This window comes from Pseudomonas pudica (assembly GCF_015680405.1).
Classification (GTDB): domain Bacteria; phylum Pseudomonadota; class Gammaproteobacteria; order Pseudomonadales; family Pseudomonadaceae; genus Aquipseudomonas; species Aquipseudomonas pudica.
Genome location: NZ_JADLJS010000041.1, coordinates 17878 through 42330, shown reverse-complemented (window position 1 = coordinate 42330; position 24453 = coordinate 17878). Strand labels below are relative to the sequence as shown.

Annotated in this window: 19 protein-coding genes and 1 pseudogene; 4 read left to right on the top strand and 16 right to left on the bottom strand. The window is 62.3% G+C overall.

What is annotated here, in order from left to right:
• Positions 1 to 129 precede the first annotated feature (129 nt).
• The 8 genes from IRZ77_RS21930 to IRZ77_RS21895 all read right to left on the bottom strand — a co-directional run bounded on the left by IRZ77_RS21930 (position 130) and on the right by IRZ77_RS21895 (position 10044).
• Entirely contained in the window at positions 130 to 711 is a 582-nt protein-coding gene (locus IRZ77_RS21930) for a DUF2780 domain-containing protein (protein WP_108481143.1), read from the bottom strand.
• A gap of 265 nt (positions 712 to 976) precedes the next feature.
• On the bottom strand, positions 977 to 2176 hold the full coding sequence (gene fdhA / locus IRZ77_RS21925) for a formaldehyde dehydrogenase, glutathione-independent (RefSeq protein WP_015268662.1): 1200 nt from the start codon (positions 2174 to 2176) through the stop codon (positions 977 to 979).
• Positions 2177 to 2479: 303 nt separating this feature from the next.
• Positions 2480 to 3337, bottom strand: coding sequence for a formyltetrahydrofolate deformylase (gene purU / locus IRZ77_RS21920; protein WP_046614475.1), 858 nt, complete (start codon positions 3335 to 3337; stop codon positions 2480 to 2482).
• A 12-nt stretch (positions 3338 to 3349) separates the two neighbouring features.
• Entirely contained in the window at positions 3350 to 3982 is a 633-nt protein-coding gene (locus tag IRZ77_RS21915; protein WP_046614476.1) for a sarcosine oxidase subunit gamma, read from the bottom strand.
• 178 nt (positions 3983 to 4160) lie between these two features.
• Positions 4161 to 7178, bottom strand: a complete 3018-nt coding sequence (locus IRZ77_RS21910; RefSeq protein WP_135001883.1) for a sarcosine oxidase subunit alpha — start codon at positions 7176 to 7178, stop codon at positions 4161 to 4163.
• Entirely contained in the window at positions 7175 to 7510 is a 336-nt protein-coding gene (locus tag IRZ77_RS21905) for a sarcosine oxidase subunit delta (RefSeq protein ID WP_013970519.1), read from the bottom strand. The genes IRZ77_RS21910 and IRZ77_RS21905 overlap by 4 nt, the downstream gene beginning before the upstream one ends.
• Before the next feature lie 14 nt (positions 7511 to 7524).
• Positions 7525 to 8775 carry a sarcosine oxidase subunit beta family protein gene (locus IRZ77_RS21900; RefSeq protein ID WP_003255680.1) on the bottom strand — a complete coding sequence of 417 codons (1251 nt, stop codon included), beginning with the start codon at positions 8773 to 8775 and terminating at the stop codon, positions 7525 to 7527.
• A 15-nt stretch (positions 8776 to 8790) separates the two neighbouring features.
• Positions 8791 to 10044, bottom strand: a complete 1254-nt coding sequence (locus IRZ77_RS21895) for a serine hydroxymethyltransferase (protein WP_025337394.1) — start codon at positions 10042 to 10044, stop codon at positions 8791 to 8793.
• 276 nt (positions 10045 to 10320) lie between these two features.
• Here IRZ77_RS21895 and IRZ77_RS21890 point away from each other — a divergent pair, with 276 nt between their 5' ends.
• Positions 10321 to 10836, top strand: a complete 516-nt coding sequence (locus IRZ77_RS21890) for a hypothetical protein (protein ID WP_196174423.1) — start codon at positions 10321 to 10323, stop codon at positions 10834 to 10836.
• Between the two features lie 176 nt (positions 10837 to 11012).
• Positions 11013 to 12053 carry a threonine aldolase family protein gene (locus tag IRZ77_RS21885; protein ID WP_196174422.1) on the top strand — a complete coding sequence of 347 codons (1041 nt, stop codon included), beginning with the start codon at positions 11013 to 11015 and terminating at the stop codon, positions 12051 to 12053.
• 152 nt (positions 12054 to 12205) lie between these two features.
• Here the strand turns inward: IRZ77_RS21885 and IRZ77_RS27390 are convergent, their stop codons facing one another.
• From IRZ77_RS27390 to IRZ77_RS21870, 4 genes and pseudogenes are all read right to left on the bottom strand, one after another.
• Positions 12206 to 12934, bottom strand: a complete 729-nt coding sequence (locus IRZ77_RS27390) for a methyl-accepting chemotaxis protein (protein ID WP_408003950.1) — start codon at positions 12932 to 12934, stop codon at positions 12206 to 12208.
• Positions 12935 to 13069: 135 nt separating this feature from the next.
• Positions 13070 to 14098 (bottom strand): annotated as a pseudogene (locus IRZ77_RS27385) (HAMP domain-containing protein); the annotation flags it as partial.
• Between the two features lie 223 nt (positions 14099 to 14321).
• Entirely contained in the window at positions 14322 to 14624 is a 303-nt protein-coding gene (locus tag IRZ77_RS21875) for a cell division protein ZapA (RefSeq protein ID WP_003257516.1), read from the bottom strand.
• Positions 14621 to 14851, bottom strand: a complete 231-nt coding sequence (locus IRZ77_RS21870) for a hypothetical protein (protein WP_025337390.1) — start codon at positions 14849 to 14851, stop codon at positions 14621 to 14623. Before IRZ77_RS21870 ends, IRZ77_RS21875 begins: the two co-directional genes overlap by 4 nt.
• A 277-nt stretch (positions 14852 to 15128) precedes the next feature.
• Here IRZ77_RS21870 and IRZ77_RS21865 point away from each other — a divergent pair, with 277 nt between their 5' ends.
• A complete protein-coding gene (locus IRZ77_RS21865) occupies positions 15129 to 16754 on the top strand; it encodes a methyl-accepting chemotaxis protein (protein ID WP_046614481.1) in 1626 nt (541 codons plus the stop codon).
• Positions 16755 to 16892: 138 nt separating this feature from the next.
• Here the strand turns inward: IRZ77_RS21865 and gbcB are convergent, their stop codons facing one another.
• Entirely contained in the window at positions 16893 to 17993 is a 1101-nt protein-coding gene (gene gbcB, locus IRZ77_RS21860; RefSeq protein WP_015268654.1) for a glycine-betaine demethylase subunit GbcB, read from the bottom strand.
• A 295-nt stretch (positions 17994 to 18288) separates the two neighbouring features.
• On the opposite strand from gbcB, the gene gbcA reads away from it, so the two are divergent.
• A complete protein-coding gene (gene gbcA, locus IRZ77_RS21855) occupies positions 18289 to 19581 on the top strand; it encodes a glycine-betaine demethylase subunit GbcA (RefSeq protein ID WP_046614482.1) in 1293 nt (430 codons plus the stop codon).
• Positions 19582 to 20468: 887 nt separating this feature from the next.
• Here gbcA and etfB read toward each other — a convergent pair.
• Genes etfB through dgcB form a run of 3 tightly spaced genes read right to left on the bottom strand, consistent with a single transcriptional unit; the run spans position 20469 to position 24434 of the window.
• Positions 20469 to 21239: an electron transfer flavoprotein subunit beta gene (gene etfB / locus IRZ77_RS21850; protein WP_046614483.1), complete on the bottom strand. Its 771-nt coding sequence runs from the start codon at positions 21237 to 21239 to the stop codon at positions 20469 to 20471.
• Between the two features lie 10 nt (positions 21240 to 21249).
• A complete protein-coding gene (gene etfA / locus IRZ77_RS21845; protein WP_196174420.1) occupies positions 21250 to 22482 on the bottom strand; it encodes an electron transfer flavoprotein subunit alpha in 1233 nt (410 codons plus the stop codon).
• On the bottom strand, positions 22482 to 24434 hold the full coding sequence (dgcB, locus tag IRZ77_RS21840; RefSeq protein ID WP_046614484.1) for a dimethylglycine demethylation protein DgcB: 1953 nt from the start codon (positions 24432 to 24434) through the stop codon (positions 22482 to 22484). The genes etfA and dgcB overlap by 1 nt, the downstream gene beginning before the upstream one ends.
• Between the last annotated feature and the right edge of the window lie 19 nt (positions 24435 to 24453).

The following is a 24453-nucleotide window of genomic DNA, read 5'->3' as shown; positions in this document are numbered from 1 at the left end:
GCTGGCTGTACTGGCCTCATCGCCGGCAAGCCAGCTCCCACAAGGTTCTCGTTGCCTTCAGGGCTGGTGCTGTAACCGTGGGGGAGCTGGCTTGCCGGCGATGAGGCCGGTACTGGTGTTACAAAATGATCAGACCGAAGGTCGGGTCAATGGAGCAGGAGTGGTCCACAAACTCCCCAGGTTCTGCAACAGCGACCCGGCAATCCCCTGCTGCCCCAGGTACTGAAGCAGCAACGGCGCAAACTGCCCGATCATCCCGGTATCCATCCCCAGCGCCTTGAACGCATTGTCCAGGTCGCTGCGGTTTTCCACATTGTTGCCCAGCGCATTGCTCAAGGCCGACTGGCTCTCGCTGTTCTTGCCCAGCAACTCACCCAGGCCAGTCAAGCCACCCAGTGCATTGGCCCCGGCAAGCAGGTCCAGCCCCGGTATGGCCTTGGTCAATTGGCCGTAGTCGTCGCTGCTCAGGTTGTTGCGCGCCAGCCCCAGCATGGCCCCTGCACCACCCACGGCTTGTTCTGGGGTGATATTCAATTGGCTGCCCAAGGTATTGAGCAGGTTTGCCTGCGCCTCGGGTGCCTGCACCTGGCCTTGCTGGCTCTGATTCTGGTTCTGCATGGCCGACACGGCGTTGGCGGCGTCGCTGAGGTTGAAGGCGAACACCGGGCTTGCGGCCAGGGTCATCAGAGTTGCCAGGGTGAATGCTTTCATCGGGAGGGACCTCGTGGGCCAGGATGGCCTGGGAAACGCGAGTTTTGACTGGGATCTCGCAGCTTTGTTCCGACCCGGCTGTCGACCACTTTTGCTGACCGCCTCAGTGCTTTTGACCTGGATACCTGCCCATGTAAAAAATGCTAGCGTTGCTTGGGAAAAAATAATCGCTGATTTGGGCCTTGCCGAAGCAGGTTCACAGGTTCTCCACTCAGCCCAAAAAAAGAGCCCCTCATATTGAGGGGCTCTTTGTTACATCACGCTATCAGGCTGCGCCCCACATCTTGTGCGGGTCGATCACGAATTTCTTCGGCACACCTGCATCGAACTCGCCATAACCTTCCGGCGCCTGATCCAGGTTGATCACCTGCACGCCAACCACTTCGGCGATGTTGATACGGTCCCACATGATCGCCTGCATCAACTGGCGGTTGTACTTCATGGTCGGGGTCTGGCCGGTGTGGAAGCTGTGCGACTTGGCCCAGCCCAGGCCGAAGCGAATGCTCAAGGCACCGATCTTGGCGGCAGCATCCACCGCACCCGGATCTTCGGTCACGTACAGGCCCGGAATACCGATGTTGCCGGCAACGCGGGTAACCTGCATCAACGAGTTCAGCACCGTGGCCGGGGCTTCATGCTTGGCACCTTCGTGGCCATGCCCGCGGGCCTCGAAGCCAACGGCGTCGATGGCGCAGTCCACTTCCGGCTCGCCGAGGATATCGACGATCTGCTCGTGCAGCGGGGTGTCCTTGGACAAGTCGACCACTTCGAAGCCCTGGGACTTGGCATGGGCCAGGCGGGCCGGGTTGAGGTCGCCGACGATGACGCAGGCAGCGCCCAGCAGGCGTGCCGAGGCAGCAGCAGCCAGGCCGACGGGGCCGGCACCGGCGACATAGACGGTGCTGCCTGGGCCAACGCCGGCAGTCACGGCACCGTGGTAGCCGGTCGGCAGGATGTCGGACAGGCAGGTCAGGTCACGAATTTTCTCCATGGCCTTGTCGCGCTCAGGCAGTTTCAGCAGGTTGAAGTCAGCATACGGCACCAGCACGTACTCGGCCTGGCCGCCGGTCCAGTCGCCCATGTCGACGTAACCGTAGGCGCCGCCGGCGCGGGCAGGGTTGACGGTGAGGCAGACACCAGTGTGCATCTCTTTGCAGGAGCGGCAACGGCCACAGGCGACGTTGAAGGGTACCGAGACCAGGTCGCCGATCTGCATGCGCTCGACATCGCGGCCTTTCTCGACGATTTCACCGGTGATTTCGTGGCCCAGGACCAGGCCGACCTGGGCAGTGGTGCGACCGCGGACCATGTGCTGGTCGGAGCCGCAGATGTTGGTGGAGACCACCTTCAGGATCACGCCGTGCTCGATCTTCTTGCCGCGTGGGTCCTGCATTTTCGGGTAGTCGATCTTCTGCACCTCGACCTTGCCGGCGCCGAGATATACCACTCCACGATTGCCAGACATGCTCTTACCTCGCTTGATTTGTAGTTATGCAGCGGTGGTTGAACGCGCCGCCATCCGTGGGCGGCATGTGTTTCTGGAATGAGGGGAATTGTGGGCCTGATGGGACGGGATGCACTGACTGGGAGCGACAGGGAGATGCCTTTTAGCGGCAGGTTTGTCGTTGTCGGAAATGGGGAACAGGGTTGGTGGCCTGTGCCGGCCCCTTCGCGGCTGAAGCCGCTCCCACAGGGTTTGGCGCAAGGCTCAACGCCAACGCTGTACCTGTGGGAGCGGGTTTACCCGCGAAGTGGCCAGTGCAGGTTATTACAAAACTACGGTCCGGTTGGCGTTGAGGAACACTCGCCGCTCGATGTGATAACCCACGGCCCGCGCCAAGGTCAGGCATTCGATGTCGCGCCCTTTGGCAATCAGGTCTTCCGGGTAATGGCTGTGGTCCACCACCTCGACACCCTGAGCAATGATCGGCCCTTCGTCGAGGTCGTTGTTGATGTAGTGCGCCGTGGCACCGACCATCTTCACGCCCTTGTTGTACGCCTGGTGGTACGGCTTGGCGCCCTTGAACCCTGGCAGCAACGAGTGGTGAATGTTGATCGCCCAACCATCCAGGCGCCGGCACAGCTCCGGCGACAGCACCTGCATGTAGCGCGCAAGAATCACCAGCTCGGCGCCGGTCTCCTCGATCACCTGAAGTACCTTGCGCTCTTGCCCAGGCTTGTCCTTGGGGTCGAGGGCGAAGTGGTAGTAAGGGATCTTGTGCCAGTGCGCGAGAGGTTCGAGATCGGGGTGGTTGGACACCACCGCGACCACGTCCATGGCCAGTTGACCGATACGCTGGCGATACAGCAGGTCGTTCAGACAGTGGTCGGCCTTGGACACCATGATCACCACCTTGGGTCGGTGATTTGGTGCAGTCAGCTCGAACGCCATGCCGAACGCATCGCTGCGCTCGGCGAGGCCGGCGCGGAAGCCGGCTTCGTCGAAATCGTCCGGCTGGCGGAACTCCACGCGAATGAAGAAACGCCCCGACAGCCGGTCATCGAAGGAGTGGTGCTCCGTCACGTAGCAGCGCTGCTCGAAGAGGTAACGCGTCACCACGTCGACGGTGCCGAGCATGCTCGGGCAGTCGGCGGTGAGAATCCAGGTATCCGGTGCCCGACTCATGTTCTGTTCTCCTTAAGCCTCGATGCTCAGACCGTACTCGGCCGAAGCGTCCTGCAGCCACAGCCACCAGTAGTCGGCGAAGCTGCGGCGAATCACCAGCTCCCAGGTGTCTTCGGCGGTGCGGCGGATCACCAGTTGCGACTTGGCGAACACGGTGCCGACAGCCTTGCCCACCGGGAAGTTGTTCGGGTGAACATCATAGCTGGTGGATTTCATCAGCACTTCGCGCACGTTCGGGCCGCGCAGCTCCAGCAGGCTCTGCCCGCCGCTGACATTGACCACCTGGATGTGCTGGCCTTCGAGGGCAGCACGCAGTTTCTGCTCGACCGCCAGTTCCTGGCCGCCAGGCACGATCAGCAGCCACTCGTCGGGGCCGACCCATTGCAGCGACATTTCGTTGTTGGCGACCACCGTCAGTGCCACTGGCAGCTCCAGGCCCAGGGCCTTGTGCACGCCGGCGGCGAATTCCGGGTCGTGGCCGTTGCCACGGATGGTCAGGTGGCCGAGGAACTTGCGTTCACGCAGGGTCACACCTGCGTTCTTGCGGCCTTTGCCAACCAGGCTGGCCAGGTCGGCGTGGTGCAGTGGCGACTGGGCCTTGGCCTCGGCGCCGGGGTTTTGCTGGAAGACGTTGATAGCACTCATTTCTTACCTGCCTTGAATTCTTGTTCGTCGATGCGACGCAGCTTGTGTTGGGGCTACCGGCCTCATCGCCGGCAAGCCAGCTCCCACAGGGACCTCGCCAACCTTCAAAGCTGCATCGATCCTGTGGGAGCCCGGCTTGCCGGCGATGAGGCCTGGCCTGCCCCCACAGGGCCCGGAGTCAAACGTTCTGCCGCTCACCCTTCGGATCGAAGAACACCGAAGACACGATCTCCGCCTCGATCACGCTGCCATCTGCCTGCGGCGAGTAGACGCGCTCGCCCATGCGCTTGAGGCCGCCTTTGACCACACCCATGGCGAACGAGTAGCCCAGGGAGTTGGACGCATAGCTGGAGGTGACGTGGCCAACCATATCCATCGGGATCGGCTGCTTCGGATCGAACACCAGCTGGGCGCCTTCGGGCAGCCACTTGGTCGGGTCGATCGGCTTCAGGCCTACCAGCTGTTTGCGGTTCTCACGCACGCAGTCTTCGCGGTTCATGCCACGCAGGCCGATCCACGAGTACGGCTTGTTGCGGCCTACGCACCAGCTCATGTTCAGGTCGTCCGGGGTCATCGAGCCGTCGGTATCCTGGCCAACAATGATGAAGCCCTTCTCGGCGCGCAGTACGTGCATGGTCTCGGTGCCGTACGGGGTCAGGTTGTACTTCTTGCCCGCCTCGACGATCTGTTCCAGCACGCCCATGGCGTAGTTGGCCTGCACGTTCACTTCGTACGACAGCTCGCCGGTGAACGAAATACGGAACACCCGGGCCGGTACGCCGCCGACGTTGCCTTCCTTCCAGGTCATGAACGGGAAGGCTTCCTTGTCCATGTCGATGTCGGTCAGCTCGCTGAGCAGCTTGCGGCTGTTGGGGCCGGACAGGGTCATGGTGGCCCAGTGGTCGGTGACCGAGGTGAAGTAAACCTTCAGTTCCGGCCATTCGGTCTGGTGATACAGCTCCATCCACTGCAGCACGCGTGCAGCGCCGCCGGTGGTGGTGGTCATGATGAAGTGGTTGTCGCCGACGCAGGCGGTTACACCGTCGTCGAAGACCATGCCGTCTTCCTTGCACATCAGGCCGTAGCGGGCCTTGCCCACGTCGAGCTTGGTCCAGGCGTTGGTGTAGATGCGGTTCAGGAACTCACGGGCATCCGGACCCTGGATGTCGATCTTGCCCAGGGTCGAGGCGTCCAGCAGGCCAACGCTGTCACGCACGGCCTTGCATTCGCGAGCCACGGCAGCATGGATGTCTTCACCGGCTTTCGGGAAATACCACGGGCGCTTCCACTGGCCGACGTCTTCGAACTCGGCGCCGTTCTTCACGTGCCAGGCATGCAGGGCAGTGAAGCGTACCGGTTCGAACAGGTGGCCACAGTGACGGCCCGCTACCGCGCCGAAGGTCACCGGCGTGTAGTTGGGGCGGAACATGGTGGTGCCCATTTCCGGAATGGTAATACCGATCGAACGGGCGGCGATGGCCAGGCCGTTGATGTTGCCCAGTTTGCCCTGGTCGGTACCGAAGCCCAGCGCGGTGTAGCGTTTTACGTGCTCGACCGACTCGAAGCCTTCACGGGTGGCCAGTTCGATGGCGGCCGCGGTGACGTCGTTCTGCTGGTCGACGAACTGCTTGGGTGCGCGGGCAGTGCCCTTGTCGTGCGGCACCTGGAACAGCGCCACGGTGGGCTCTTCCTTGCGCGCAACGGTTTTCGGCAGGCTGCCGACCGTGGCTTTGAAGCCCGCTTCGGTGGCTGCGCGAACGCCGCCTTCGAAGCCATCGGCGATCACGTCGCCCAGGGCGTAGACGCCATTGATGCCACCCACGCATTCGCGTTTCTGCGGAGCATCGCCCGGCACGAAGCCGAGGATGTCTTCACGCCATATTGGGCGACCGCCCAGGTGCGAAGCCAGGTGCACGATCGGGCTGTAGCCACCGGAGGTAGCGATCAGGTCGCATTCGAGGGTTTCGCCAGGGCTGGTGACCTTGTGTGCCTGCACATCGATGGCGGCCACACGGGCGCCGGTGACGTGCTTGCTGCCCTTGGCCTCGATCACGGCGCTGGAGGTGAGGATGCGGATGCCTTTGGCACGTGCTTCTTCAACCAGCGAGCCACGTGGGTTGTGGCGGGCGTCGGCAATGGCGACCACTTGCAGGCCGGCGTCGTGCCAGTCCAGCGCGGCACGGTAGGCGTGGTCGTTGTTGGTCGACAGCACCAGCTTGCGGCCCGGGGCCACGCCGTAGCGGCGCACGTAGGTGGACACGGCACCGGCCAGCATGTTGCCCGGCAGGTCGTTGTTGCCGTACACCAGCGGGCGCTCGTGGGCGCCCGCAGCCAGGACCACGCGCTTGGCGCGGACACGGTGCACGCGGTGGCGTACCTGGCCGATCGGGGCGCGGTCGCCGAGGTGGTCGGTGAGGCGCTCGTGGATGGTCAGGAAGTTATGGTCGTGGTAGCCGTTGACCGTGGCACGTGGCAGCAGGGTCACTTCCGGCAGGCTTTCCAGCTCTTTGACCACGGCGCTGACCCAATCGGCAGCAGGTTTGCCGTCGAGGGTTTCGCGGGTGTCGAGCAGGCTGCCGCCGAACTCTTCCTGCTCGTCAGCCAGGATCACGCGGGCACCGCTGCGGGCAGCGGCCAGTGCAGCGGCCAGGCCAGCAGGGCCGGCGCCGACGACCAGCACGTCGCAGTGCTGGTTCATGTAGTCGTAGCTGTCCGGGTCGTTCTGCAGCGGCGCGCGGCCAAGGCCTGCGGCTTTGCGGATGTACTTCTCGTAAGTCATCCAGAACGATTTCGGGTACATGAAGGTTTTGTAGTAGAAGCCCGGCGGCATCATGCTGCCGCCTACCTTGCCCAGGATGCCCATGACGTCGTTGTTGACGTTCGGCCAGCCGTTGGTGCTGGTAGCTACAAGACCTGCGTACAGCGCCTGCTGGGTGGCACGCACGTTGGGGATCTGGGTGGCTTCGCTGGAGCCGATCTGCAGGATGGCGTTCGGCTCTTCGGTACCGGCGGCGATGATGCCGCGTGGACGCGAATACTTGAAGCTGCGGCCGACGATGTCGACGCCGTTGGCCAGCAACGCGGCGGCCAGGCTGTCACCGGCATAACCTTGGTAGGTCTTGCCGTTGAAAGTGAAGTTCAGGACCTTGCTGCGGTCGATACGGCCGCCGCTGGCGAGGCGATAGGTCTGGCTCATACTTTTTCCCCTTGGCCTTTGACGGTCGACGCGGCGCTGTTCTGCTTGCCGCTGGCGGTCACTTGCGGCTTCTCGCCAATCTTGTAGGTTTCCAGAATCTCGTAGGTCACGGTGTCGCGAGTGACGTTGAAATACTGGCGGCAGCCGGCAACGTGGTCCCACAGTTCGTGGTGAATACCGCGTGGGTTGTCACGGTAGAACATGTAGGTACCCCATTCCTCGTCAGAGCAGGCGTTAGGGTCCAGCGGGCGGGCGATGTGCGCCTGGCCAGAGGCGTGGAACTCTTCTTCGGAGCGCAGCTCGCCGCAGTGGGGACAGAAAATATGCAACATGACGGTGTCTCCGGTTAGTGGGCGACGGCGGCGGCGCCGTGTTCGTCGATCAGTGCGCCGTTGTAGAAACGGTCCATGGAGAACGGCGCGGCCAGTGGGTGCATTTCGCCCTTGGCCAGGCTCGCGGCGAAGACGTTGCCCGAACCTGGGGTCGCCTTGAAGCCGCCAGTACCCCAACCGCAGTTGAAGAACATGTTCTTGACCGGGGTCTTGGTGATGATCGGGCAAGCGTCCGGCGAGGTATCGACGATGCCGCCCCACTGGCGGTTCATGCGCACGCGCGAGAGGTTGGGGAACATCTCGACGATGGCCTGCAGGGTGTGCTCGATCACCGGGTAAGAGCCGCGCTGGCCGTAGCCGACCCAGCCGTCGATACCGGCACCGATCACCAGGTCGCCCTTGTCGGACTGGCTGATGTAGCCGTGCACGGCGTTGGACATGATCACGCTGTCGATGATCGGCTTGATCGGCTCGGATACCAGCGCCTGCAGCGGGTGCGATTCCAGCGGCAGGCGGAAGCCGGCCAGCTTGGCCATGTGCCCGGAGTTACCGGCGGTGACCACGCCGACGCGCTTGGCGCCGATGAAGCCTTTGTTGGTTTCCACACCGATGACCGCGCCGTTTTCCTTGCGGAAGCCGATCACTTCGGTCTGCTGGATCAAGTCCACGCCCAGGGCGTCGGCAGCACGGGCGAAGCCCCAGGCCACAGCGTCGTGACGCGCCACGCCGCCACGGCGCTGCACGGTGGCACCGAGGATCGGGTAGCGGGTGTTCTTCGAGCAGTCCAGGTACGGGATCTCGGCCGCGACCTGGGCGGTGTTGAGCAGTTCGCCATCCACGCCGTTCAGGCGGTTGGCGCTGACCCGGCGCTCGGAGTCACGCATGTCCTGCAGGGTGTGGCACAGGTTGTACACGCCGCGCTGGGAGAACATCACGTTGTAGTTGAGGTCCTGGGACAGGCCCTCCCACAGCTTCATGGCGTGTTCGTACAGGTGCGCCGACTCGTCCCACAGGTAGTTGGAACGCACGATAGTAGTGTTACGGGCAGTGTTGCCGCCGCCCAGGTAACCTTTCTCGATCACGGCGACATTGGTGATGCCGTGTTCCTTGGCCAGGTAGTAGGCCGTGGCCAAGCCATGGCCGCCACCGCCGACGATAACCACGTCGTAGACCTTTTTAGGGGTTGGCGTGCGCCACATGCGCTGCCAGTTCTCGTGGTGGCTGAGGGAGTGTTTGAAAAGGCCGAAGCCCGAGTAACGTTGCATGGTGTGTGACTCCACTCAGCGGTAAACAGGGAAATCTGCGCACAGGGCCGCGACGTTCTTCGCCACATCGGCTTCGACGTCTGCGTCACCGAGGTTGTCGAGGATGTCGCAGATCCAGCCGGCCAGGGCCACGCACTGAGCGACCTTGAAGCCGCGGGTGGTGACAGCCGGGGTGCCGATGCGCAGGCCCGAGGTGACGAATGGCGACTGCGGGTCATTCGGCACGGCGTTCTTGTTGACGGTGATGTGCGCGCGACCCAGGGCGGCGTCGGCATCTTTGCCGGTGAGACCCTGGCGGATCAGGCTTACCAGGAACAGGTGGTTGTCGGTGCCGCCAGAAACCACATCGTAGCCGCGGTCGATGAACACCTGGGCCATGGCCTGGGCGTTTTCGATCACTTGTTGCTGGTAGGCTTTGAATTCAGGCTCCAGTGCTTCCTTGAAGCACACGGCCTTGGCGGCGATCACGTGCATCAGCGGGCCGCCCTGGGCGCCAGGGAACACTGCGGCGTTCAGTTTCTTCTCGATCTCTTCGTTCGACTTGGCCAGGATCAGACCGCCACGTGGGCCGCGCAGGGTCTTGTGAGTGGTGGTGGTAACCACATCGGCGAACGGGATAGGGTTCGGGTACAGGCCAGCGGCAACCAGGCCGGCTACGTGGGCCATGTCGACGAACAGCAGCGCACCGACCTTGTCGGCGATGGCGCGGAAGCGTGGGAAGTCGAGGGTCTTGGAGTAGGCCGAGAAGCCGGCAACGATCATTTTCGGCTTGTGCTCGACAGCCAGGCGCTCGACTTCGTCGTAGTCGATCAGGCCGGTGTTGGTGTCGATGCCGTATTGCACAGCGTTGTACAGCTTGCCTGAGGACGACACCTTGGCGCCGTGGGTCAGGTGGCCGCCGTGGGCCAGGCTCATGCCGAGGATGGTGTCACCAGCCTGCAGCAGGGCCAGGTAGACAGCACCGTTGGCCGAGGAGCCGGAGTGCGGCTGGACGTTGGCGTAGTCGGCGCCGAACAGCTGCTTGGCGCGCTCGATGGCCAGAGCTTCTACCTTGTCCACGTGCTCGCAGCCACCGTAGTAGCGCTTGCCCGGGTAGCCTTCGGCGTACTTGTTGGTCAGGCCGCTGCCTTGGGCCTGCATCACGCGCTTGGAGGTGTAGTTTTCCGAGGCGATCAGCTCGATGTGGTCTTCCTGGCGCTGTTCTTCGGCATTCATCGCCGCCAGCAGTGCATCGTCGTAACCCTGGATCTGGTCTTGCTTGCTGAACATCGTGTATCTCCCGGCAGCGATCGTTTTTTGTCGTGGGGCACTGTGGCCCTTTGTGGCGATGTTATGACTGGCCGGGGCGGGTCAGATGCCTGCGCACGCCTTGCAATGGCGCGTTTACGACATTGTCGTGTTCGAGGCAGCTGCACGTTGTGGGGTTGAGCGTTGGCCAGGTACAGCCAGACCTGGCATTTCTACCAGTTGCCGATATTGACCTGGGAGCCTGAAGATCTTGTCATCGGCAGCGCCCACTTCTGCCGAAGCATGAGGAGAAATGCTATGGAAGTTAAAGCCAGTTTCGGACTTTTTACATTCCCACTAGAGCCTCAAGCCTATGGTTCACTGATATATTTGCGCGCCGGAGATATACTTGATATCGCATCTTTCGATTCGCGAAGATCAACTGCAAAACTCAGTTTATTTGAATCAGACCTGTCTGATGAACAGCAACTGGTACGTATCACTGGCGCCGAATTGAAGACGGACGACTTTCCAGAAAAAATCGACCCGAAACGCCAGCAAACCAGAAGAGCCGTGAGCCCAGACCGCACACGTCGGGAAAACGTTACTGAAAAAATATATGCTCACGTTCAGCTTTACGCGAACGGCAATCTCATCAAAAATTTTTCTGAAGACCAGAGTGGTCTCGGCTACGCCGCATTAGCCAATAGCGGAAACTTAAAATTTGATTGCAAGAATTATAAAATTGATTTTCGCTATATCTATGCAAATTATAATGAACTCGCTGACATCATTGAAGACATCTACTGGGAAATCCACTTGATTGAGAGTTGAATTTACGTTGTAGGGAGCTTGTGCGGCACTATGCAACTGCCTCGCTGCCTTACTGGCATGCCCCATTCTGCTTGGCGCATGCCAGGCAGCCCATTGGAACCACAGAGCTTGTATAGGCAACCGACCAAATGATGGTTTAGAGTGCTGTTCTGCGTCGTTCACAGGACAGTAGTGTCATGACAGACAAGAGCCAACAATTCGCCAGCGACAACTATTCCGGCATCTGCCCCGAAGCCTGGGCAGCGATGGAGAAGGCCAACCATGGTCACGATCGCGCCTACGGCGACGACCAATGGACCGAGCGCGCCGCCGAATACTTCCGCAACATCTTCGAAACCGATTGCGAAGTGTTTTTCGCCTTCAACGGCACTGCCGCCAACTCGCTGGCCCTGGCCTCGCTATGCCAGAGCTACCACAGCGTGATCTGCTCCGAGACCGCCCACGTCGAAACCGACGAGTGCGGTGCGCCGGAGTTCTTCTCCAACGGCTCCAAGCTGCTTACCGCGCCCAGCGTCAACGGCAAGCTGACGCCACAGTCGATTCGCGAAGTGGCGCTGAAGCGCCAGGACATCCACTACCCCAAGCCCCGCGTAGTGACCATTACCCAAGCCACCGAAGTAGGCACCGTCTATCGCCCCGACGAGCTCAAGGCAATCAGCGCCACCTGCAAGGAGCTGGGGCTGAACCTGCACATGGACGGCGCACGCTTCACCAATGCCTGTTCGTTCCTCGGCTGCAGCCCGGCAGAGCTGACGTGGAAGGCCGGCGTCGATGTACTGTGCTTTGGCGGCACCAAGAACGGCATGGCGGTGGGCGAGGCGATCCTGTTCTTCAACCGCCAACTGGCCGAGGACTTCGACTACCGCTGCAAGCAAGCCGGGCAGCTGGCATCGAAGATGCGCTTCCTGTCGGCGCCTTGGGTGGGCCTGCTTGAAGATGGCGCCTGGTTGCGCCATGGCGCGCATGCCAACCATTGCGCGCAGTTGCTCGCCTCGCTGGTGAGTGACTTGCCGGGGGTGGAGCTGATGTTCCCGGTGGAGGCCAACGGAGTGTTCCTGCAAATGCCGGAACACGCGATCGAGGCGCTGCGCGGCAGAGGGTGGCGGTTCTATACCTTCATTGGCAGTGGCGGGGCGCGGTTCATGTGCTCGTGGGATACCGAGGAAGAGCGGGTGCGCGAGCTGGCGGCGGATATCCGCAGCATCATCGGCGCCTGACAGGCCGCATTCGCGGGTAGACCCGCTCCCACAGGGATCGCGCAGGTTTCAAGGCCTGTGGTGAACCTGTGGGAGCTACAGGTAAGCACTGCCCTCAAGAGCAATGATGAACCTGTGGGAGCGGGTTTACCCGCGAAGAAGCCAACACTGATCTAAAGCCTGAACCCACCCATCTGCCGCGCCAGGTCATCAGCCAAGCCACGCAGCGCCTGGCACTCCTGGCGACAACCCTGCACCTCCGCTGCGGTCTCCCGCGCCAGGTCCGAAATCCCCTGCACCGTACGATTGATCTCCTCGGTCACCGCCGACTGCTCTTCAGTCGCAGTAGCTACCTGATGGTTCATGTCGCTGATGTGTTCCACCTGGTCAGTGATCGCACCCAGTGACGCCCCGGTGCGCTGGCTCGACTCGACCCCACTCCCCGTCGCCTGCTGCCCCGCCTGCATCGAACTCACCGCCGAACCCGCGCCCTGCTTCAAGCGCTGGATCATCTGCTGCACTTCGTCGGTGGAAAGCTGCGTGCGCCGGGCCAAGGTACGCACTTCATCAGCCACAACGGCAAACCCTCGCCCCATCTCCCCTGCCCTGGCCGCCTCGATGGCGGCATTCAGCGCCAGCAGGTTGGTTTGCTCGGAAATATTACGAATCACTGCCAGAACCTCGTCGATCGAGGCTACTTCATCGGCCAGCTGGCTGACAGCATCGGCCGCCTTGCCGATATCACCCGGCATCCCTTCGATACCACGGATCGAGCGTTGCACCACTTCACGCGCCTGCAGGGCTTCGTCCCTCGCCGACTGCGAGGCCTGGGCCGCATCACCGGCATTGCGGGCAATGTCCTGCACTGTCAAACCCATTTCGTGCACGGCGGTAGCGACCATTTCGGTCATTTCCTGCTGGCGCCCGGAACGCTCGGCGGTGTTGTCCACCACCTGTGCCACCTGCTCGACCGCCAGGTGCAGCCGCTCGGAAGTGTGCAATACCTCGCCGATCAACCGGCGCTGGCTGCCGAGGAAGCGGTTGAAGCCACGCGCCAGGTCGCCCAGTTCGTCCAGGCGTGAATCGTCCAGCCGGTGGCTGAGATCACCCGCGCCACTGCCAATCTGCACCAGCGCCGCTGTGACACGGCGGATCGGCCGCACCAGGCCACGCGCCAACAGCACTACCAGCAGCAGCGACACCAGGGCCACGGCACCACCGATCAGGCTGGTCAGCCATACCGCCTGGTGCATTGGTGCGTAGATTTCCTCCTCGGGCACCTCGGCCACCAGGGTCCAGTTGAGGTCGCGCAGGGGCAGGCCGAGCGCCAGGTAGCTTTCGCCGTCACGGCTGAAGCGGCTGCTGCGCAGGCCTTCGCCGCCGGTCATCAGCACCTTGGCGGCGTCCGCACCGAGCTGTTCGGTGAGCTGGCGTTTGCCGCTGAAGGCAGGGTCCGGATGAACCTGGATCAGGCCATCGTTACGCACCAGGAACACCTTGCCGTGCTCGCCAAATTTGAAGTCATGGATCAGCTTCGACAGTTCTGTCATGCGCAGGCCCATGCCGGCGACACCGACCAGTTGACCATCCTTTTCAACGCGATAGTCGATGAACAGCGCGAGCTCGCCGGTGGCACCGTCGATGTCGATGTTGATCAGGCGTTCGGCACCGCTGTCGATGTAGCCGTAGAACCATTTGTCCTTTGGGTTGCTGCGGCTGAGGGTACGGTCCAGGCCATTCTCGTTGTAGTAGTGGCCGGTTTCGGTCGAGACGAACAAGGTGGTAAAAGCCTGGTTGCGCTGCTTGGCGGCGGTCAGGTATTCGATGAATGGAGCGGCCTGGGCGGGGTCTTCACCATCGGCAAGCCAGTCACGCAGCAGAGTGTTGCCAGCAATATCCGCCGCCGCCACCAGCGGCTGGCCGAGCATGCGCTCGATGTCGTTGCGGATGGCCTCGATGCTGGCGGGCAGCGCGGTATCGACCAGGTAGCGTTCGGTGAGGCGGTTTAGCGCCACCGTGAAAATGATGACCACCACCAGAATACTCGCCAGCAGGGCGGCACCCATGCTGGTGATCAACTGCCACTGGATGCTCTTACGCCAGATACGCATGCCCTACTCCCCGCATAATTATTGTTTTGCGGAAAGTGTATACACTTGCGTATCCAGTTAATCCAGTGATCTGAAGCAGTCAGATGTCCTGTGGCGGCGCGCATACCCGCGAATGCGATGCAGAATGCACTGACGCATTCGCGGGTGAACCCGCTCCCACAGAGGGCGACGCAAGACCTTATTGTTCGGCTATGGTCCGCACGATTGCGTCCACCGTGGCGTCGATCTGCGCCTGGGTACGCTCCAGCGTCTTGCGGTGCTCATCCTGCAGCTCGATCTGCCGTGAACACAGATTCAGCGCTGCCAGCACCAGCAGCTTGTCGCCGATCAGGGTCGGGTACTGACGCTTGGTCTGGGCCAAGGCGGTGTTGAGCATCTGCACCGCCTGGGCCAGGGTCGCTTCCTGGCCTTCAGGCGCCTTGATCGAATAGTCGTTGCCGAGGATCGACACGACATTGATTGGCTGCGCTCGCAGTGTCATGCGCCTACGACGCCGGCATTGGCGCGCTCGAGCAGGGCCTGCAGGCGTGCGGCGGTGCTGCCGTTCTTCTCTTCCTGCTCCATCAGCGACAGCTGCAGGGTTTCGTTCTCTTCCTTGGCCTGGGCCAGTTCCTGGCCGAGGGCGGTGTTCTGCTCGGTGAGTTGAGCGTTCTTCTGCATCAGGTCACTGACCAGTTGCTCGATTTGGTTCAGGGAAGCTTCCAGCATGGGTCTATCTCAGGTTGTTGCGAGGGGCGCACACGATAAAGAAAAGTGCGGCCCATCGCCATTAAATATCGGATTCACAAGGTGTCTAACCCGCAGATTGACAGAGGAACCACCCCCTTGTTCCGACCTGGGTCAACCGCCGGTCAGGAAAAGGTTAGCAACCTCACAATTTTCGCCATCAGCACTCAAGACTGAGCAGTCACAACCGATAGCCCGGCAAGTCATGTTTTGTCGCACTTTGCGCCCCCTTTTTTCCCTTGCCTGGATCGTTCTCTCCATGTCTCTACGCAATATGAACATCGCCCCGCGCGCGCTGCTCGGCTTCGCACTCATCGGCCTACTGATGCTTGGCCTCGGCATCTTCTCCCTCATCCAGATGGGCAACATCCGCCAGGCCGGCGTCGTCATCGAACAGGTCAGCGTGCCCAGCATCAAGATCCTCGACGAGCTCACTGCCCTGAACCTGCGCATGCGCACCCTCTCCTACCGCCTGCTGCTCAACCGCGAACCGGCAACTCAGCGCGAAACCCTGAGCCTGCTGGACGAGCGCAACAGCCAGATCGACCGTGCACGCCAGGCCTACCTGCCGATGATCGGAGCCGCCGACGAACAGGCTGCGTTCGATCAGTACGGCCAGTTGCTCAACCAGTACCGCCAGCTTGAGTCACGCATGCGTAGCCTGAGCCAGGCCGACCGCCTCGACGAACTGCGCGACCTGCTCAACCGCGACCTGCTGGCCAACTCCGAACAGATCAACAAGGTCATGGACACCTTGGTGCGCATCAACACCGACCAGACCCGCGCTACCAACGAGAAGGCCGCCAACCAGTACGCCGCTGCCTTCGCCCTGGTGATCGGTCTGCTGGTCGCCGCCACTGTGCTGACTTTCGTCTGCGCATTCCTGCTGACCCGCAGCATCGTCAAGCCGATCGAAGAAGCGCTCAAAAGCGCCGAACAGGTCGCCGACGGTGACCTGACCCACGTCATACACGCTGAAGGCACCGACGAAGCCGCCCGCCTGCTGCGTGCCATGGCACGCATGCAGGACAAGCTGCGAGACACCCTGCAACAGATCGCCGGCTCCGCCACGCAGCTGGCCTCGGCGGCCGAAGAGCTGAATGCCGTCACCGACGAAAGTGCCCGTGGCCTGCAGCAGCAGAACAACGAGATCGAGCAGGCTGCCACTGCGGTAACTGAAATGACCAGTGCTGTGGAAGAAGTCGCGCGCAATGCCGTGAGCACCTCGGAAGCGTCCAGTGAAGCCAGCCGCTCCACCGGTGATGGACGTGACCTGGTAATGGAGACCGTGGGTGCCATCGAGCGCATGAGTGGCGACGTGCAGGCCACTGCCAAGCTGATCACTCACCTGGCCGAACAGTCGCGCGATATAGGCAAGGTGCTGGACGTGATCCGTGGCTTGGCCGACCAGACCAACCTGCTGGCGCTGAACGCCGCGATCGAGGCGGCACGTGCCGGTGAGGCGGGCCGTGGCTTTGCCGTGGTGGCTGATGAGGTGCGGGCGCTGGCTCATCGTACCCAGCAGTCGACCAGTGAGATCGAGCGGATGATCGGCAGTATTCAAGGCGGTACGGAAGAAGCGGTGGAGTCGATGCGCACCAGCACCGAGCGTGCCGAATCCACCTTGAACATTGCCCGTGGCGCAGGCATGGCACTGGACACCATCGCCGGGGCGGTGGCGCAGATCAACGAGCGCAACCTGGTGATTGCCAGCGCGGCGGAAGAGCAGGCGCAGGTGGCGCGTGAAGTGGACCGCAACCTGGTGAACATCAATGACCTGTCGGTGCAGAGTGCTACCGGGGCGCATCAGACCAGTGCGGCGAGTGCGGAGTTGTCGCGGTTGGCCGTGGATCTGAATGGGCTGGTGGCGCGGTTCCGCACTTGAAACACCTGGGGCCGCCTTGCGGCCCATCGCCGGCAAGCCAGCTCCCAAACCGACCGCACAACTCTCCTGGTTATGCAGTACCTGTGGGAGCCGCGCTTGCCGGCGATGGGCTGCAAGGCAGCCCCCTGCATTCCCGGATCAGTAATCGATCCGTACATCCCCTTTAGGCACGCTGCAGCACGACAGGATGTAGCCCTCGGCTTCGTCCTCTTCGGTAATGCCGCCGTTGTGCTCCATCTCCACTTCGCCACCCAGCTTGAGCACCTTGCAGGTACCGCAAATGCCCATGCCGCAGGCTTTCGGGATCATCAGGCCAACCTTGGCAGCCGCCGCGTGCACGGTCTCGCCCGGGGCGATCCGGATGCTCTTCTCGCTGCCGATGAACTCCACCAGGTTGAGGTCGGCTGCATCCAGCTCCGGTGCATCGGCAGCCTGCTCTGCATGCTCTACCGCATCGGCCTTGGCCTCGGGTGGCGTCGCGCCGAACGATTCCTCGTGATAGTTCTTCATGTCGAAGCCGACCGCTTCGAGCATGCGCTTGACCGCAGTCATGTATGGCGTCGGGCCGCAGCAGAACACAACGCGGTCCATGTAGTCCGGCGCGATCAGCTCCATCAGGCGCTGGTTGAGGTAACCGCGATAACCCGCCCACGGCTCACCCAGGCCATGCTTTTCACAAATGATGTGCAGGCTGAAATTGGGAATGCGCGAAGCCATCTGCTCCAGCTCGCGATGGTAGATGATGTCCTTCGGCGAACGGGCGCTGTGCACGAATACCATGTCGACATTGCCGTTGGTGTCGTAGAACCAGCGCGCCATCGACATGACCGGGGTGATCCCGACACCGCCCGAGAGGTACAGCACTTTCTGCGCTGGGAAGTCGATGGCGTTGAACAGCCCCACCGGGCCGTGCACCGGCAGCTCGGCGCCTTCGTGCATGGTGTCGTGGAGGAAGTTGGACACCAGGCCGCCCGGCACGCGCTTGACGGTGATCGAGAAGCTATAGGGTACCGACGGTGAACTGGAGATGGTGTAGGAGCGCATCACCGGCTTGCCTTCGATCTCCAGTTCCAGGGTGACGAACTGCCCTGGCTTGAAGAAGAACATGATCGGCTGGTCGGCCATGAAGCAGAAGGTGCGCACGTCCCAGGTCTCCTGGATGACCTTGACACAGCGCACGATGTGGCGGCCGTTGGCCCAGGTCTGGGTGGTGACCGGATTAAGGAAGGTATCGGACATGTTCATCTCCAGCAGCCGACTATCGGCCTTTTTATGGCTTGGATAATGCGCAAGCTGAAGACGACGTACATTCCTGCCAGCGACATCGGCGTGCTTATCGCGACCAGCCCCGCGCCACAAGGGCTGGCGCGTCGTAATTCAAATCGGCCATGTCGCCCATGGATACGGTTCATGACGCCTTCGGACGCACACTCCACGGCAAAACAACCAGCTGTTTCTTGATGAGCAGCCTTGCGGCACCACAACAACGATTAGCCACCTTTTGCCGGCCGCACACGGCCCCGAGGAATACACGATGGACGTCACCGCAACCCTGAGCCTGGGCGATCCACTGGAACCTGCACGCAAGGCCACCGCCGAGATGCTGCAGACCCGCGAGCGCACCTACTCGCTACCCCAGCCTTTCTACACCGACGAGCGTCTGTTCCAGATCGACATGCAGGAGATCTTCCACAAGGAGTGGCTGATTGCGGGGCTGGTAAGCGAGATTCCGACAAAGGGCAATTTCCTGACCCTGCAGATCGGCAAGAACCCGATCATCGTGATCCGTGGCGCCGAGGGCAAAGTGCATGCCTTCCATAACGTGTGCCGCCACCGCGGCTCGCGTCTGTGCACCAGCGAAAAAGGCAAGGTGGCCAAGCTGGTCTGCCCCTACCACCAGTGGACCTACGAGCTGGATGGCCGCTTGCTGTTCGCCGGCACCGAAATGGGCGCCGACTTCGACATGAACCAGTACGGCCTCAAGCCTGTGAATGTGAAAGTTGCAGGCGGCTACATCTTTATCAGCCTGGCGGAAAACCCGCCCGCCATCGACGAGTTCCTGGCCACCCTGGACCACTACATGGAACCGTACGACATGGAAAACACCAAGGTGGCGGTACAAACCACCTTGATGGAAAAGGCCAACTGGAAGCTGGTGCTGGAAAACAACCGCGAGTGCTACCACTGCAACGGGTCGCACCCTGAGCTGCTGAAAACCCTGCTGGAGTGGGATGACACCAACGACCCACGCGCCGACCAGGCCTTCAAGGACCACGTAGCCGCCTCCGCCGCTGCCTGGGAAGCCGAGAAGATCCCGTACCTGCACAAGAGCCATGGCCTGCGTAACCGTATCGTGCGCATGCCGCTGCTCAAGGGGACCGTGTCGATGACCATGGATGGCAAGCAAGCATGCAAGAAGCTGATGGGCCGCATCAAGAACCCCGACCTGGGCTCTATGCGCATCCTGCACCTGCCACACTCCTGGAACCACTGCATGGGCGACCACATGATCGTGTTCACCGTGTGGCCGATCAGCGCCCAGGAAACCATGGTCACCACCAAGTGGCTGGTCCACAAGGATGCCGTGGAAGGCGTGGACTATGACCCTGAGCAGATGCGCAAGGTCTGGGACGCGACCAACGATCAGGACCGTCGCCTGGCCGAAGAAAACCAGCGCGGGATCAACTCCACTGCGTACCAGCCTGGGCCTTACTCGAAAACCTACGAGTTTGGCGTGGTCAACTTCATTGACTGGTACAGCCAGCGCTTGCTGAACAATCTGGGGGCAGAGCCGGCGGCGTATCTGAAGGAAGTTCAGGCGCAGTGATACACGCGAACCAAGCCTGTGGGTAACTCACAGGCTTGGTCTTCTCACCGTACTTCCGGATCTGCGCGACAATCTCCGTTGGCTTCATCCTCGATCTTACAAACCGGCATTTCCCGTCCCTTTTCTCAGCCGCTCCGCGGCGCCATCTTGTGCTTTCCCTTCCTGATTCGCCCGCTGAAAATCGTTCCAGGTCTCGGGCTGACGTTTTTCTTGATGTCGCGCCAGAGCATCGATCGGCGAACAGGCCCTGTGGAAAATACCGCCCGGCGCTCTTCCGCTAGCTTAAATCGCGAATTGAACGTTTTCTGACCAAACCTTTGAAAGCCTTGCTGATAAAGGCTTGGCGGCCTCCGCGAACACTTTTTCCACAGAGACACCAACAGAGTTTGTGGGCAATTGATTCGTTTTGTTCGATCTGGTTGTGGATAAGCGCCCCAAGGTCCTGATTATCGGAGATAAAGAAGACCTCATCCGGATTTGATCATTTTTGAACAAACCTACCGAAGCCTTTAACTACAAGGCCTACAGAAGCTATCAAACAGATTATCCACAGACCGGCTAACAGCGATTGTGGGCAAAATCAGGAGGGTGCTGGCGTGCGTTGCATGCGAAGGCAGGGATAAGACTGATCGTTTTTTGATCAAAAGCTTGGAGGCCACGTGATACAAGGGCTGTGACCATGCGCCAACACTTTATCCACACCTTGGCGAACAGATTTGGTGGGCAAAAACATTCGCTTGATACTGTGTATGGAATGTAGGAGCAGCCTTGTGTCGCGATGGGCCGCAGCGCGGCCCCAGGATCTCGACTACCAGTCAAGATTGCCGGGGCTGCTGCGCAACCCATCGCGACACAAGGCCGCTCCTACAACGGGACCGCGTGAGGCTCTAGCGCAGCACGCCTTCTTCCACCAACAGCTTGAGGATGGCCTCGGCGCCTTCCTGTGGCGAAACGTCCTTCAACACCTTGCCTCCGCCGCCACTGGCCTTGGCCGTCGCCGCCTTCATCCGGTCAGCACCGCTCTTGGCCTTGATAACCTTCAGCCGCTTGGGCCGTGGGCGGGCCGGTTGCAATTCGGCTTCAGTCAGCAATTCGTCTTCGACAATAGCCACGTTGCGTGCCGCCAACACACCCCGGCGTGCCGGCCCGAAAGCGCTCTGGCGCGGCTTGGGCGCAGCGTTATCCACAGTCGCCAGCAACGGCAGGCGCACCTTCAACCGACGCCGTTGCCCGCGCGGCAGCGCCTGCAATACCTGGGCGGTGCCGTTTTCGATCGACTCCACTTCAGCCAACCCGACAATCAGCGGCCATCCGAGCTTTTCGGCCAGCAGGAAGGGCAACATGCCCGACCCCTCACCGGTCTCGGCCTGGCTGCCAGTCAGCACCAGCTGGGCCCCGGCGTCGCGCAGGTAATCCCCGAGCACGCCCAGCACATCCGCGCCGGCCGGCTGCTCCAGCACATCCAGATGGTCCAGGCCCATCCCCAGGTAGGCGCGCAGCGCCTCTTCCCGTGGGTCGCCGGCATGCACCACCTGCAAGTTATCCCCAGCCAGCTGCAAACCCAGCTCCACGGCGCGCGCATCCTGCTCGGCGCGGCGAGCGCGGCCGGAGCTGGGGTGGGCACCGATGGAAACCAGGCTGATCACTTTCGTACTCATGCTCGTGCCCTTATGCCGCGTCGCGCTGGCCGCCGCTGCGGTAGTTGTCCACAGCCTCGATCAGTGCCTGGAGAATCGCCGAACTGTCGCCAATTACCGACAGGTCGGCCCGTTTGATCATGTCGCAGCCCGGGTCCATGTTGATCGCCACCACTTTGTCGCAGGCGCCGATGCCCTGCAGGTGCTGGATCGCGCCCGAGATACCCACAGCCACGTAGACCCGCGCGGTAACCCAGGTACCGGTGGCACCCACCTGACGGTTACGGGGCATGAAGCCGTCGTCCACCGCCACCCGCGAGGCGCCTTCGGTGGCGCCGAGGGCCGCAGTGGCCTTGTGATAAAGGTCCCAATCCTTGACCCCGTTGCCGCCCGAGACGATGAACTCGGCCTCGGCCATGGCAATGGTGGCCGGGTCCACGGCCACCGAGCCCAGGTCTTCGATCCGCGACAGGCTGCGCGCAACGCTTGTGGACAACTCCACCGGTAGCGCTTCGTGACGGGTTTCGCTGACCGGCTCGGCGCACTCGGCCGCCGCCAGAATCAAGCGTGGTACGGCGCGCTGCAGATCCTGCTGGCCGGCACCGGCACGGCCGATGCACTGGCCGTCCTTGACCTGCCATACCCGCGTCGCCGGGCGCTCGCCCAGTGCCGCGCCCAGGCGCCGGCCCAGTTCGCCACCACCGGTGCGGCTGTCGGGCAGCAGCCAGTGGCGCGGGGTGAACTGGTTATCCACAGCCCGCAGGCCTTGTACCAGTTGCTCCGGTGCATAACCTTCGAAAGCCTCGCCTTCGATGGCCAGCAGGCGGTCGACCCCGGCTGTGGAAAAGTTGCTTTCCTTGTGCTCGCCAAACACCACTGCCAGCACCGCACCGTCGCTGCCGGCCAGGCTGTGGGCCAGGCCGAGCAGGTCGCGGTCGTGGCTGCTCAGGCGGCCACCGACCATGTCCGGCACCACGGCAATGTAGAACGCCGGCGCAGGTACCTGGTGCAGCGGCAGCTTGACCTCAACCGCCGCCGTGCGTCGCCCGCCCACGGCAGTGCCCTGCTGGGCGCCGCTGCGGTCGATGCGCTTGATGCCGGCCGGGCCGATGAAGCCTGCGGCAATCGCATGGGGGTTCTTGCGGATGAGGCCGTTGGGCCCCATCCAGCTGGTCTGCTGCGTCTGCATCGCTGCATGCAGCGGGTGCAGACGGTTACGGGCGATCCACTCGGCGCGTGGGTCGCGGCGGATAATGTCGCTCATCAGTGCACCTCCGCAGGTTCACGTTTGGCCGTTTGCGGCTTTGGGGCAGAGGGCGCGTCCGCTTCGATCAGCACGTCGGCCACCAGCTCGGCCAGGTCCTTGATCTGTGGGCGCGGTTCGACCACGCCTTCGAGCATGGCGGTGCACTGTGGGCACCCCACGGCTACCAGTTCGGCCTCGGTCTCGCGGATGTCGTCCATGCGCATGTCCGGGATACGCTGCTTGCCCGGGATGTCGGTGATCGGCGCACCGCCGCCACCGCCGCAGCAGCGGGAACGGAAGCCGGAGCGCTGCATCTCGCGCACTTCGATACCCAGGGCTTTGAGCACAGCCCGTGGAGCTTCGTACTCACCGTTGTAACGGCCCAGGTAGCACGGGTCGTGGTAGGTGACGCTGCCACCCTTGTGCTGGCCAAGGTTGAGCTTGTTGGCCGCGATCAGTTCGGCGATGTAGGTACTGTGGTGCTGCACCTGATAGTCGCCGCCCAGGGCGCCGTACTCGTTCTTCAGCACATGGAAGCTGTGCGGGTCACAGGTGACGATGCGCTGGAACTTGTATTTGGCCAGGGTCTGGATATTGCGTTTGGCCAATTGCTGGAAGGTCGCCTCATCGCCCAGACGGCGAGCCACGTCGCCGCTATCGCGCTCTTCCAGGCCGAGCACGGCAAAGTCCACGCCCGAAGCCTTGAGCACTTTGACGAACGAGCGCAAGGTGCGCTGGTTGCGCATGTCGAAGGCACCGTCACCGACCCAGAACAGCACCTCGGTGGTTTTCACCTCCGACAGCAGTTGCAGGTTGAGGTCGGCGGCCCAGTTCATGCGGCCACCGGGGGCGAAGCCGCCCGGGTTGTCGGTAGCGATCAGGTTGTCCAGCACTTCGGCACCCTTGTTCGGGGTAGCGCCTTTTTCCAGGGTGAGGTGACGGCGCATGTCGACGATGGCATCGACGTGCTCGATCATCATCGGGCATTCCTCGACGCAGGCACGGCAGGTGGTGCACGACCACAGCGTTTCGGCGTCGACCAGGCCATTGACGATCGGCTGGTGCGGGTGGCCGCCATGCTCACCGATCGGTTTGCCCGGGTATGGGCTGCCGGCGAACTGCGCATCGGTGCCACCGGCCAGGCCGATGACCATGTCCTGGATGAGCTTTTTCGGGTTCAGCGGCTGGCCGGCAGCAAAGGCCGGGCACATGGCTTCGCATTTACCGCACTGCACGCAGGCGTCGAAGCCCAGCAGCTGGTTCCAGGTGAAGTCCACCGGCTTTTCCACGCCCAGCGGCGCGTTCGGGTCTTCCAGGTCCAGCGGCTTGAGGCCGGTGGAGCGGCCGCCGCCGAAGCGTTCGGCGCGGCGGTGCCAGGCCAGGTGCAGGGCACCGGCGAAGGCGTGTTTCATCGGGCCGCCCCAGGTCATGCCGAAGAACAGCTCCGACACGCCCCACAGCACGCCCAGGCCGAGAATGCCCACCATCACCCAGCCACCGGTGTTGGCCGGCAGGATGCCGGCGACCGGCAAGGTGGCGATGAAGAAGCTCACGGCAAACGCCAGCAGGCTCTTCGGCAGGCGCATCCACGGGCCCTTGGACAGGCGCGAAGGCGGGTTGAGGCGGCGCTTGAAGACGAAGATGGCGCCGCTGAACATGATCACGGTAGCCACCAGCAACGCGTAGCCGAGAATCTTGCTCTGCAGGCCGAAGCCGTGCACAAGGATCGCCAGCACGGCCGACAGCACGAAGCCGCCAGCGGTGGCCACGTGGGTCTTGGACATGTACTTGTCGCGCTCGACCACATGGTGCAGGTCCACCAGGTAACGGCGCGGCATGGCCAGCAGGCCGCCGATCAGGTTGACCTTGGACGGCCGGCCACGCCGCCACATGCGCACCCGGCGCAGGGCGCCGAGCACTGCCAGGCCAAGGGCAGCGAACAGCAGGATAGGTAGAAGGGTGTTCAACATGGGAGGCTCCCACAACAGC